This is a genomic window from Weissella sp. LMG 11983 (assembly GCF_025908495.1).
In the GTDB taxonomy this organism is placed as follows: domain Bacteria; phylum Bacillota; class Bacilli; order Lactobacillales; family Lactobacillaceae; genus Weissella; species Weissella fermenti.
Map to the genome: position 1 here is coordinate 1,368,847 of NZ_JAOZFD010000001.1, position 13,188 is coordinate 1,382,034.

Consider the following 13,188-nt stretch of genomic DNA (forward strand, 5'->3'; position numbering starts at 1 on the left):
GCAGGTAAAGTGGCTGGGAGGGTGAAAGAGAAATGGTTGTAAAGCATCGGGTGGAGAGACCCGGTGCTTTTTCCATTTGCGCCGGTTTTCTGGTGAAAAAGCGTTATAATAGTTGAATTGATATACGAAAGTGAGGGCCGAAAAATGCATGCAGACCAACCCGCTGAACAAAAGCGGCTCGATAAAGTGGTTGTCGAAATCGACGGGCAACTCGAACGTGCTAAGGAAGCCTATGCGCAAGCTCACTCAGAAACACGTGCCGTTGAAGGAAACTATATTGCCAATACGTCAATTAACACCTTCGAAGTCGATGATGCGATGGAAACCAATGCCGAAATTCAACAGCAACGTAACATCGTGGCCCGTGTAACTGAAACAGAAAATATTATGCGAAAGACGGTCGATACGCTGACAATGCTACGGCCTAGTCCATATTTCGGTCGCGTTGATATTGATGAGGATGGCGATCAAGATACCTTGTATATCGGCTTGGCATCAGTGCAGGATAAGATTGGTGATTTCCTCGTTTATGATTGGCGTGCGCCGATTAGTGGGATTTACTACAACGGAACACTTGGTGCCGTGACATATCCGACGCCGATGGGTGAACAAGAAGCGGAACTGCTAAAGAAACGTCAATTTACGATTGAAGATGCGCAAATCGTCAACATGTTTGATACCAATGAAACGGTTGGTGATGAAATGTTGCAATATGCTTTGGGACAAGAAAACGACCTGACCATGCGTAATATCGTCGCGACGATTCAACAAGAACAAAATCAAATTATTCGCGATACGACGAGTGATTTGCTGGTCGTGCAAGGTGTCGCCGGATCTGGTAAGACCTCGGCAATTCTGCAACGCATCGCGTTCTTGCTCTTCCATGCACGTGAAGAATTGAATTCAGACCAGATTGTATTGTTCTCACCAAACCGCTTGTTCTCAAGTTATATTGCCGATGTTTTGCCATCATTGGGTGAGCGTAACATGCGCCAAGTGACGCTGGCTGAATTCTTTAGCGCGCGTCTACAAGGATTGCAAGTGCAAACTCTTTTTGAACGTTATGAAATCGGTCAGAGTGAAACGACAGCGGCTAGTCTGAGAGTCCGTGAAAAACTTGAAAGCGCCCGAGTTGTTGATGATTTGACGGCCTTTGTTGAGCAACTGACGCCAGAGACGCTACGCTTTGATAATATCTACTTTGAAGATGAAGTGTTCTTTGGCAAAGAAGCAATGACGCGTGTGTTTGCTGAATTTTCAGATAATTACTCGGTGCGTGAACGAATCCAAATGACGCAAAAGCGCTTCATGGAGCGGTTGGAACGGCGCATTGATCAGTTGGTTAACGAAGACTGGGTGTTGGAAGAGTTGAATAACTTGGACGACCAACAGTATCGTGATTTGCTGGGAGATGAGCTGGCTGAGCAGGTTGCTGAAGAAGAGGAAATGGGTGACGCCATCAACATTGCGGCAAAGCGATTGTTGCAACGTGAATTCCAAGTTGTCGATGATGCATTGTATAACATGCATTTCTTTGATATTTATAACCAATATGGCGACTTTTTGGCCTACATGGCAGAACGCTCTGAATTGGATACCGAATGGTGGCTAGCCAAGCGTGACCGCTTCTTGCGTGAGTTGGAGTACCACCGTATTGATTTGGAAGATGCTGCCCCAATGCTATTCTTGCGTGATTTGATTACGGGCGGTGGGACGAATAAGTCAATGTTCTATGTCTTCGTTGATGAGATGCAAGACTATAGTATGGCCCAATTGCTGTACTTGAAGCATGCGTTCCCAGCTGCCAAGTTTACGGTGCTTGGGGATGCTGAACAGGCCTTGTTCCGTGACGTTGAGACACCAGCTGCTTTACTGGCCAAGTACAGCCAAGCCTTCAAGGCGACGCACCCTAATTTGATTACCTTGAATAAAGCCTATCGCTCAACACAAGAAATCATGGATTTTGCCAAGGCGTTGTTACCAGATGGTGATAACATCATGGCGTTCACCCGACCAGGTGGCAAGCCAAAGTTGATTGTCACGACGGCTGATGAGGAAGGACAAGTGATTTGGCAGGCAGTTGATGAACTGAAGGCCGAACACCGAACAGTGGCGATTTTGACCAAAACACAGGATCAAGCTGAGGCCGTTGCACGCATGTTGCGCAAGTATCCTGAAAAGTTCCAATTGCTCCAAGCCAGTGATCGCACACGAACATCAAACTTTGTTGTGATGCCGATTTATTTGGCCAAGGGATTGGAATTTGATGCGGTCATTGGATACGATGTATCACAAACGAATTATCCTGATAGTGAAGCAACTGGCTTGTTGTACACCTTGGCATCACGCGCCATGCACGCGTTGACTTTGATTAGTGTCGGGCCAGTTTCTGGCTTGATTCGTGACGTGCAAGAGACATTGGATATTAGTGTTTTGGGTGATTAGAAAACAGGTGGTTTGTGCGCTTGTTATCGGGTGTAAAAACTCTTACAATGAACAATGACGAATTAGTTTTGACGGGGAACCGTTGATAGAAAGAGATGGAAAACATGGCAGAAAAGCAAGTTTTGCTAACTGGTGATCGTCCAACTGGAAAGTTGCACATTGGTCACTACGTTGGTTCTTTGAAAAACCGTGTCGCAATGCAAAATTCAGGCGACTACGAACCATTTATTATGATTGCGGACAAGCAAGCGTTCACTGATAACGCGCGCGATCCTGAGAAGATTTCACAACTCATTGTTGGAAGTTGCGTTGGACTACCTAGCTGTTGGTATTGACCCAAGCAAGTCAACGATTTTCGTACAATCAGCTGTGCCTGAATTGTCAGAATTGACAGAGTACTTCTTGAACTTGGTTTCAATTGCACGTTTGCAACGCAACCCAACGGTGAAGACTGAGATTCAACAAAAGGGATTCGGCGAGAGTATTCCTGCTGGATTCTTCATCTACCCAGTTTCACAAGCTGCTGATATCGCTTTGTTCAAGGGACAAGTTGTGCCAGTTGGTGATGATCAAGAGCCAATGTTGGAGCAAACACGTGAATTGGTACGTACGTTTAACAATTACTACGGTGAAGGTATTTTGGTAGAGCCACAAGGTGTGTTCCCACCAAAGGGTCAAGGCCGTATTCCTGGTTTGGACGGTAATGCCAAGATGTCAAAGTCATTGAATAACGCCATTTACCTAAGTGACGACGAAGATACGTTGTGGACGAAGGTTAAGTCAATGTACACTGACCCAGAGCACATCCGTGTGGAAGATCCTGGTCACGTTGAAGGTAACATGGTCTTCACGTACTTGGATATCTTTGATAAGGATACTGAAAAGGTTGCTGAGTTGAAGGCACAATACCAAGCTGGTGGTTTGGGTGACATGAAGATCAAGAAGTACTTGTTCGAAGTGTTGAACGCTGAATTGGCACCTATGCGCGAGCGTCGTGCTAAGTATGCTGAAGATAAGGACGCTGTGTTGCAAATGCTACGCGACGGTTCTGACAAGGCACGCGCTAAGGCACAAGAAACGATGAACGAAGTCCGTAACGCAATGGGCATCCAATACTGGGGTTAATCCTTAGAGGGGTATAAATTATGAGCTATTTGGCAGTCATTGACTTGGGGTCAAACTCAACCCGAATGGTTGTTGAAGAACTACAAGCAGATGGCACGTTCGTTGAGCTTAAGCGTCGTAAGTTAGATACGCGTTTGGCTGAGGGGATGGATCAAAATGCAGGTGAACTAACCGAAGCAGCAATGACCCGTGTTGTTGATGCTTTGATTGAGTTCCGTGATGACTATATGGCATATGAAGGCGTCTCAGTTGTTGGTATTGCAACCGCAGCTGTACGTGAGGCAACGAATCAAGCGGACTTTTTGGACCGTGTGTACCGTGCCGTCGACGTTGAAATCCGTGTGCTAACGGGTGACCAAGAAGCTTATTACGACTATCTTGGGGCTGTTTCAGCCTTGGATATTTCAGATGCCTGGTTGCTTGATACTGGCGGTGCCAGTGTTGAGCTAGTTGGTATTGAAGAACGTATGGCCGCGAACTTTATTAGCTTGCCATTCGGGGCGGTTAACTTGTCAGAGAAGTTCCACTTGAATGGGGAAGGCAAGATTGAACCAAGTTTGATTGAGCGCGCCTCACAGTACGTTTCTGACCAATATGACCACTTGCCATGGTTGGAAGACACGACGACGTTGCCAATCATTTTGTTGGGTGGTGCGAACCGTTCATTGGCCCGTCTTGACCGATTGCGTCACGGCTTGCCAGCGGATTCAAACTTCCATGGCTATGAGATGACGACGGAATCAGTTTTGAAGACGTTTGATGAAATGGCCAATATGACGCACGCTGAACGTGCGGAAGTGTTGGGGGCAGAAGCCAACCGTGCGGACATCATTATCAGTGGTTTGTTGCCATTGGTAGAGTTGATTTCACGTACTGGCGCTGACAAGGTAATCTTCTCAGCATCAGGTGTCCGCGAAGGACTTTTGCAAGAGTACCGCATGACACTATAAAGAAATAAACGACTAACTCGATTGCGGGTTAGTCGTTTTTTATTTGGTGTTATTTGGTTAGTGGTGTGTGTCGACGCGTTGCGTCGAGGCATGAGGGCTGGGGACTATCTCCGGCAAAGTTCAAACTGGGGCAACCGAATGGCGCAGACGCCATTCAGCGGGGCAAATAATTCCCCCTAATCCTTTAGTCCTGTGTGGGCTTATCTGAATAGCGCTGGCCATGCGGCATGTTGCCCCAGTTTGAACGCTCCGATAGTCCCCAGTCCTCATGCCAGCAGCCAAGATGTTCTATTTTTTCTAGGATAATCATCTACCGGAAAATAAATGGGTGAACAGTTCAACCTGATGTATTGTGGTGGATGTAAATCAAGCCAATAGAGTATTGCTTGGCTGCTGTGCTTGGCCCCGCCACGCGTATAGACACGTGCAGACCTTGACCCGCAGGTGTGGGTTCTTAGCGGGTTTCCCGCTTAGAGCCACGGGAGGTAAAGGTGTACGCGCCAACGGCGTGGACTCCGCTCCCTGCAGGTCATGGTCTGGACGTGTTAGCGTGCCTCAGAAGGGGCCAAGCACTCGGCGCGATAGCGACGACACACTCCACAAACTAACTGACAATAGACAAAACAAAAACCGCCGGTACGTTGACCCGCGGTAAACTTTCGTTACGCTTTGCGACACGTAACAAGGAAGACGCTACTCCGCCACCCTGTATTCAATTGTGAATGGACCACCCTAGAGGTTTAATCTGCAGTTTTAAACGTCTGTCGCTAGGGTATGGTCGCAACCAAACTCACCGTCTCTATCTCTACCGCATCCATGTCTATCTGTTTGAAAAGCAGACCGTGTCAGGAGCAGCCTTCGAAACGCCGTACATGCTTACGCCTTAAAAAGGTTATCGTACTTTGTCGAAGTGACCGATGCTAATGATCGCAAGAGATGTCAATACATGACTTAGGTGTTTATCTCTTTGTAAAACAATACGTTAATTATCTTGCGTCATTACTGTGACACGCCCGCATGGAATTTGGTAGGTAGAGTCGTGATAGAGGTCGAATTAAGAGCTTCTTTCAAATCCTTTACCTTCCTTTCCTTTGGTACAACATTATATTAACACCACATGTAACCGCTTACAAGGATAAACCCTTGAAAAAGGTATGATGAATTTTTAGTAGCGATTAAACGTTGCTACGTGGGGCTTTGCGTCAGTATAACCGGCAGCTAAAAGCTCGATAACTGTCAGCATTTGTTCATCCGTGACTAGCTTTGGGGCATCGTTGACCAGCGTGTCATAGACAGCGTCGTAAACGCGACCATAGTCACCATGAATAGTTGGAATGACCTTTTCAATGCGGTCGCCATTTTGATTGTAGTAAGTGACAACACCATAATCTTGTGGTGCATCATCCCCAAACCCAGGCATCCCCGGCATAATACCAGTCTTCAAATCGTATTCTTGCTGATCGATGTTGTGTTTGATATAAGTGCCCTTGGTACCATGCAACACCCACTTGGGGTAGGCAACCGTAGCTAGTTCAGTTGCTTGCACCGTGGCTTTGAAAGTATCACCATAAAACATGTTCACTTCAAATTGATCATCAATGGTTGCGCCGGGTTCACGTGTGGCACGTAAATCATATGTTGCACAATCAGGCGAACCGAATAGGGCGACAATTTGGTCAGCCAAGTGAACACCGTGACCATACCATGAACCGTCAATAGGTGATCCGAGCTTAACCCCATCGTTAGGACGGTAACGATCCATGTGCAACTCCAGTTCGACCGGACGGCCAACATAACCGGCATCAAGCACGTGTTGGATTGTCAGAAAGTCACTGTCAAAACGACGGTTCTGAAATGGCATAAAGAAGAGTTGACGTTCACGCGCAAGCGTAACAAGTTCTTCGGCTTGGGCTAATGTTTCGACCATTGGCTTGTCGACAAGCACGTTTTTACCAGCAAGTAGCAATTGCTTAGCGACTTCATAATGACTAGGGGCGGGGGTAACTACCACCACTAAGTCGAGCGCATCGTCATTTAAAATGTCGGCAATATCTGTTGAGAATTGTGTGCCGGTTGCTTCCAAAGTAGCTTGTTCGTCAGGGCGCTTACCCAAGGTTGGGGTCACGACGCGACTAATTTTGAAACGGTCTTGGCGTTCCATTAAGTAAGGAATATGGTAGCGGTTCGTACTTTTACCAAATCCGACGTAGGCAATGTTTAACATATTTGCGTTCCTCCCTGTATACCGTCAATTTTTCCTGAATAATAGTCAGAATACAACTGAGATTTTATGAACGAAACGAGACAATTTCAAATTTGCGTTTTTGCGCGTTATAATGAATTAACACTTACAAAAATTGGAGAAACGGCATGATTAGTGAATTGAAATCAGAAATATTGCACGAGGTCATTGTGCGTCGACCTGACGACAGCCACAAAGGGACTTTTGGTCGCGTTTTGCTAATCGGGGGTAATATCCAATACGGCGGTGCTATCTTAATGGCAGCCGGTGCGGTTGTTGGTGCCGGAGCTGGGCTAACGACAGTTGCAACGGATTTGATTAATTTGGCACCGCTACACACGCGTACACCAGAAGCTATGTTTGTGGACTGGCGTAATAACGCAGATTTGATGACAGCGATTGCCAACAACGATGTGATTCTACTCGGACCTGGTATGGGGACGGATGGGTTTGCGGTGCAATTGGTGCAACAAGTCCTGCAAGCCGTCACTGAGAATCAAATCTTGATTGTTGATGGTTCAGCATTGACCATCATGGCTGAACAGAATATGACGTTCCCACGTGATACGTTCACGATTGTGACGCCACATCAAATGGAGTGGGCGCGCCTGAGTGGTGTGCAACTGAACTATCAAGCAGAACACCAATTAAATGAGGTGCAACGCCAAATTTTGAACATTGATGTGCTTGTTCTTAAGCAACACCATACGATTATCTACACCAAGGATGATCAAAAGCAATTGCAAATTGGCGGTGCTTACCAGGCAACTGGTGGTATGGGTGATGTACTAGCGGGTACAATTGCTGGTTTCACAGCGCAGTTCAAAGCCAACCCAACTAAGGCTGTACAAGCGGCGGTTTATGCACATTCAGCAATCGCCGAGGAGATGGCAGGGCACAGTTATGTGGTGAAGCCATCGTTTATTGCGGATTTCTTGCCAAACTACATGGCACGCATTCAATCGAACTTGTAATAATGACACAAAAAAACGACGTGAATTTTGACATTCACGTCGTTTTTATTAACTAACTTAAGTGTTAACCAAGAAGATTAGTTCTTGTGACGAGCCTCAACTTCGTGGTTCATCTTGTTAACTTCTTCGTCAGTCAATGGGTACTTCATGATTACCAAGATGGCAAGAACAGCCATGATGATTGGCAACCAAATCATTGACCATTGCAATCCCATCAATGCACCAGCTGATTGGATCTTCTTAGTACCGTCAAATCCAGTAGCAGCGTTGATGTAACCAGGGATGATACCACCCAAGGCCAAACCAATCTTGAAGAACAATCCCATGATGGCATTGATGATACCAGCAACACGCTTACCTGAAGTGTACTCACCATAAGTAACAACTTCAGGAACCAATGACCACATGAATCCAGTAGCTGAAGTCAATCCCCATTGTTGGAAGAAACGACCAGCGTAACCCATTGCGATGTTGTCAGGGTTCTTAGTCCATGCCCACAAAAGAACAGAACCAACCATGAAGATAGCCAAGAACAAAGCGAAGAATTGCTTCTTACCAACCTTGGCACAAATCTTAGGCCACAAGAAGACCAAGAAGATACCAGGGATTGAACCGATCAATGAAATTGAACCATTCCACTCTGAGTGACCGATGTTGTATTGCAAGAAGAATGGCCATACAGTGTTTCCGAAGAACATGAACGTAAAGCCAACCAAGAAGAACAATCCCAAGATTCGCAAAGGCTTGTTACGCTTCAACTCAGCAAACAAGTCTGAGTACTTTACTTCAGGCTCATCTTCAGCAGGCAAAACGCGTTCCTTCGTCTTTGAGTAAGTAACCATCAAAGCCAAGAATCCGATAACCATGTATACGGCATAAACCTTGAACCAAGCACCAGCTGATTGAGCTGATGAGTAGTCACCCAAGTTCATGTGGATTCCAAACATTCCGATATCCTTTGACTCACGACCAACTGACGTAGCCAATTGAACGAAGATAGGGAAGCAAGTGTAAACCAACAAGTTCGCGATGTTAGCCAACGTCATACGAACCGTCGTCAACTTTGCGATTTCATCGTTATCACGCGTCAATGATGCGTTCAAGGCACCATATGGGATGTTAACGAATGAGTAAACCATGGCCGTTGCCATGTATGACAAGAAGGCATATGGTACCTTAAATGCAGGGAACCATTGTCCAACTGGCAAGAACAAGCAGGCAGCCAAGATAACTAGCGGAATACCGAAGTTACGTAGGTAAGGCAAGTACTTTCCACCCTTAGGATGAGACTTGTCGACCGTAGCACCTACCCAAGGATCCCACACAACGTTGATCCAACGAACAACCAAGAAAATCGTGGCACCAGCCGCAGCTGAAATACCGTTAACCGTAGTAAGGAAGAATAGCAAGAATCCACCAACAGTACCGAAAACCAAGTTTTGAGCGAAGTCACCCAAACCATATGAGATTCGATCCATCAGTGTCAGCTTAGCAAATTCGTCCTTTTGAACTTTTGCATCCATGAAAAGCTAACTCCTGTGTATTAAAAATGTAATTGCTTAATGCTTGTTCATAATATCACTAGAAAATACGAAAAAGCGGAAATTTACAAAGCGTTCTGTAAGCGTTCACAATTCGCATTGAACATGAAGAAAATATGACTGACACAAGGTTAGCCATCATGCATAATATTGATTAAAGTCTGCATTTCTTTATAAAATGGCGTATAATTACAACCAATATGACAGTGGAGGTCAATGAGATATGACAACGCAATGGCGTGCAGAAGCATTGAAGTATGAAGACGAATTGTTGACAGACTTGAAGGAGATGTTGGCAATTAAGTCAGTTCGTGATGACGAGGCTGCAACGGAAGATGCACCTTTGGGACCTGGTCCTAAGGAAGCTTTGTTGAAGTTCGAAGAATTTGCTAAGCGTGACGGATTCCGCACGGGTAACTACAAGAACTTGGTTGCCTACGCAGAATTGGGTCCTGAAGACGCTGAAGAGACCGTTGCAATCATCGGTCACTTGGACGTTATGCCAGCTGGTGACGGTTGGACAAAGGATCCATGGTCTCCAGTAATTGAAGATGGTCGTTTGTATGCCCGTGGTGCATCAGATGACAAGGGACCTTCATTCACTGCTTACTACGCAATGAAGATGATCAAGGACTTGAACTTGGACTTGAAGCGCAAGTTGGTTTTGGTTATGGGTATCGATGAAGAGTCTGACTGGACTGGTATGGACGAGTTCTTTGAGGACTACGGTATGCCAACGATGGGATTCTCTCCCGACGCTGAATTCCCAATCATCAACGGTGAGAAGGGTAACGTTTCAATCGTAACGCGCTTTGCTGGTACGCAAGGTGGTTCATTGAAGTTGGTTTCATTCTCAGCCGGTTCACGTCCAAACATGGTGCCTGGAACTGCTGTTGCTGTTGTTGAAGCTGCAGATACTGCTGCTTTGGTTTCAGCCATGGATGCTTACTTGGCTGCTGAAAAGCGTGTTAAGGGTGAAGCTAAGGTTGATGGTAACCAAGTGACATTTACTTTCTATGGAAAGCAAGTTCACGGTGCCATGCCTGAAACTGGTGAAAACGCTGGTACTTACTTGGCTAACTTCTTGCAAGACCAAGACTTTGGTGGCAACGCTAAGGGATTCTTGACGTTCTTGGGAACACAATTGCACGATGACACGGTTGCTGAGAAGATTGGTGCCAAGACGCACGATGATTTGATGCACGACTTGTCAATGAACGTTGGTATCCAACGCTTTACTGATGGTGAAGATGGTTTCGTAAACACGAACTTCCGTTACCCACAAAACACGACGGCTGAAGAAATCGAAGGACACGTGGCTGCCTCATTGCCAGCGGGCTTTGAAGCAACGGCTAAGCAAGAAGGTCACGCCCAAGTGCCTCACTATGTTCCTGGTGATGATCCACTAGTTAAGACATTGTTGCAAGTTTACCGTGATCAAACTGGTTTGCCAGCCGGCGAGCAAGTTATCGGTGGTGGTACGTTCGGTCGTTTGTTGAAGCGTGGTGTTGCCTTTGGTGCCATGTTCGAAGGTGTACCTGACACGATGCACCAAGCAGACGAATTCTACCCAGTTTCAGATTTGACGCGTGCAATGGCAATCTTTGCACAATCAATGTACGAATTGGCTAACGTCGAAGACTAATAAATGCAAAACAAAAGCACTCGCAAAATTTTTTGCGAGTGCTTTTTATGTTAGTTCTTGAATAAAATTTGTGATTCGCGCATCTTTTGACGACGACGAATCGTATAGTAAGCAATCGTCCAGGCAACAAAACTGACAATCACTAGAGCGTAAGCAATTGGCGACCAAGCAACGGTATAAGCTGCTTCTGGTAATAATGTATCAGCCAAATTACCAGCTTTAACGGCGACTTTGTTCATGACGCTAACCGCACCACTTGGCTGGGTTGTAACAGTGTTGCCGCTGTTGGTTGATGGCGTAGCAACTGATTCGTTAGGCACAGGGGTTGAGCTACTTGCTGGCACTACTTGAATGCTTGTTTTGATAACTGAATCACTTGTTGCCGTTGATGCTGTCGTGGTTGCTTTAGGCGCAGCAGCAATGGGCGTTGCCGTATGTTCCGCGGTTGCGGTAGGGGCTACGACGCGCACTGAGTCAGCAACTGCGGAAACGCTTGTGTCGCTAGCGGAAGTTTCAACTTTGTTAGCGGCGTCTTCAGCTGGTGTCGTGGCATCCCCAACATTTTCAACAATACCGGCTGAACCTGGTGTCGATGATGAGGTGTTATCACTCACATTTGACATATCAATGTCAGTGATAAATTGATCAGTGGTCGTTGTTGGTTGATTTGTTTCCGCTGGTTGTTCAACCGGCGCGGGGCGCGTTGTGTTTACCGTTGTCGACTCATCAACTTCAATTGGGTGTGTAACAATGGAATCATCTGATGAAGCAGGTGCTTGTTCAGATGATGGACTGTCAATTGTAACTTGTTCAACCGGTGTCACGTCAGTATCTGCTGTTGCAGCGGTATCACTTGATTCAGTGGCTACCAACGCTTGTTCGCTCGAAACAGCGGTACTTGTTGTATCACCAAAAACAGTGCTAGTGGTAAAAATCGTGCCAACGCTCGCCACTAGTAGCACGGCGGACTTTCCACGTTTCATAACCAATTCTCCCTTATCTCGTATCTCATAATTCATGCTCTTCTTACTTTATAATACTAACGCTTTCCTAGTATAAAATGTGCGTAGCGCACAGTCTGTCTATAAAAAGTTCAAAAAAAGTTCACAATTCAAAACGGCTTTATTGACGAGGATAAGTTTTGTTTTAGGTTGGTTGTGTTACAATTATGTAACATAATATTCGAGGAGATTTAACCATGAAAACGAGTAAGGTCATCACGACGATTTTATTGGCAACATCATTGATTGGTGCCACAGCAGTCACAACAACTGTTTTTGTGACGCCAACGACGGTTGTTTCGGCAGCTGGTACAACGAACGTTCAAAATCGTGCATTGTCAAAGTCATATGTCGTTTACGGTGCCGGTGCCTCTGATCAATCTACATTGGCATCAACACTAGGCGTTACGGACAACTACACGAAGCTAACGACAACGGGAGCTGATGCGGCAACCTACTTGAACATTTCAGGGGTGGCAGATAGCGCCATGATTAGTTCAGTATCGATTGCACCAGCCGAACCTGGCACTGGCACATTGGTTAATATCAAGGACTATAACGGACAAAACAATATTACCCAAGTAACTTCACAACAATATGCAATGGCTGCAACGATGGCCGGTGTGAATGACGTCATCATCACGGTGACGGCTAACTCAAAGGTTTCTGGTGAGGCTGCGTTGGCTGGTGTGTACAAGGCGTTGGCCACTGATGGTATTAACTTGGATGAAAGTAACACAACCGCTGCCAATGATATGTTGAGCGCAACACAAACGGCGGTTAATGAAAATGCTAATGACAGTAGCTATCCTGGTAAGCTAACGTCAGCGGTCACAACAACGGCTGGTGAATTGGCTGAGAAGAAGCAAGACGGTACAAACATTACGGTAAACATTGCAATTAACCAATTGAACGTCAACTTGGACAAGCAAGGTATTGCTGGTAAGACTTCTGAAGCGGCGGTACAACAAATGGGTCAAGCTTTGGTTGGCGTGGCAAACGCCCCAATTTCAGACTCAAAGGCCTTTGTTGATAACGCTAAGGACTTGTCAAATAAACTTGAAAATTCAGCGGGTGATATCATGGCTAAGGCCAAGGATTTCGCAAACTCTGAAGATGTGAAAGAAGCGGCGAACTGGTTTGTGACGAACATCTGGAACCCATTGGTTAACTTCTTTAAGGGATTGTTCAACAATTAATTCTAAGACTAGTCAAACGTAGCGCATAGAAATCATAGTTTCATCCTGTATCCTAATGGAAATTAG

General features: G+C 45.9%; 8 protein-coding genes and 1 pseudogene. 6 read left to right on the forward strand and 3 right to left on the reverse strand.

From position 1 onward, the window contains the following. Positions 1-144: 144 nt before the first annotated feature. The 3 genes and pseudogenes from helD (at position 145) to OIT45_RS06900 (ending at position 4,520) form a co-directional block, all read left to right on the forward strand. The gene (helD, locus tag OIT45_RS06890; protein WP_199404629.1) at positions 145-2,445 is read left to right on the forward strand and encodes an RNA polymerase recycling motor HelD; all 2,301 of its coding nucleotides are present in this window, start codon (positions 145-147) and stop codon (positions 2,443-2,445) included. 104 nt (positions 2,446-2,549) lie between these two features. Beyond that, a pseudogene (gene trpS / locus OIT45_RS06895) lies at positions 2,550-3,570 on the forward strand (tryptophan--tRNA ligase). A gap of 20 nt (positions 3,571-3,590) precedes the next feature. Further along, complete coding sequence (locus OIT45_RS06900) at positions 3,591-4,520, forward strand: exopolyphosphatase (RefSeq protein ID WP_135798456.1); 930 nt, start codon at positions 3,591-3,593, stop codon at positions 4,518-4,520. A gap of 1,165 nt (positions 4,521-5,685) precedes the next feature. Here OIT45_RS06900 and OIT45_RS06905 read toward each other — a convergent pair. Continuing rightward, the gene (locus OIT45_RS06905; RefSeq protein ID WP_199404630.1) at positions 5,686-6,744 is read right to left on the reverse strand and encodes an oxidoreductase; all 1,059 of its coding nucleotides are present in this window, start codon (positions 6,742-6,744) and stop codon (positions 5,686-5,688) included. A 146-nt stretch (positions 6,745-6,890) separates the two neighbouring features. Between OIT45_RS06905 and OIT45_RS06910 the strand changes: the two genes are divergently transcribed. Next, the gene (locus OIT45_RS06910; protein ID WP_135520635.1) at positions 6,891-7,736 is read left to right on the forward strand and encodes an NAD(P)H-hydrate dehydratase; all 846 of its coding nucleotides are present in this window, start codon (positions 6,891-6,893) and stop codon (positions 7,734-7,736) included. Positions 7,737-7,813: 77 nt separating this feature from the next. Here OIT45_RS06910 and OIT45_RS06915 read toward each other — a convergent pair whose 3' ends face one another. Continuing rightward, entirely contained in the window at positions 7,814-9,259 is a 1,446-nt protein-coding gene (locus OIT45_RS06915; RefSeq protein WP_264339950.1) for an MFS transporter, read from the reverse strand. Between the two features lie 241 nt (positions 9,260-9,500). Here OIT45_RS06915 and pepV point away from each other — a divergent pair, with 241 nt between their 5' ends. After that, entirely contained in the window at positions 9,501-10,922 is a 1,422-nt protein-coding gene (gene pepV / locus OIT45_RS06920) for a dipeptidase PepV (protein ID WP_135798453.1), read from the forward strand. Between the two features lie 50 nt (positions 10,923-10,972). On the opposite strand, the gene OIT45_RS06925 is transcribed toward pepV, so the two are convergent. Next, positions 10,973-11,905, reverse strand: coding sequence for a hypothetical protein (locus OIT45_RS06925; protein WP_199404632.1), 933 nt, complete (start codon positions 11,903-11,905; stop codon positions 10,973-10,975). A gap of 215 nt (positions 11,906-12,120) precedes the next feature. Here OIT45_RS06925 and OIT45_RS06930 point away from each other — a divergent pair, with 215 nt between their 5' ends. Next, positions 12,121-13,122: a DUF1002 domain-containing protein gene (locus OIT45_RS06930; protein ID WP_135798451.1), complete on the forward strand. Its 1,002-nt coding sequence runs from the start codon at positions 12,121-12,123 to the stop codon at positions 13,120-13,122. Positions 13,123-13,188 lie beyond the last annotated feature (66 nt).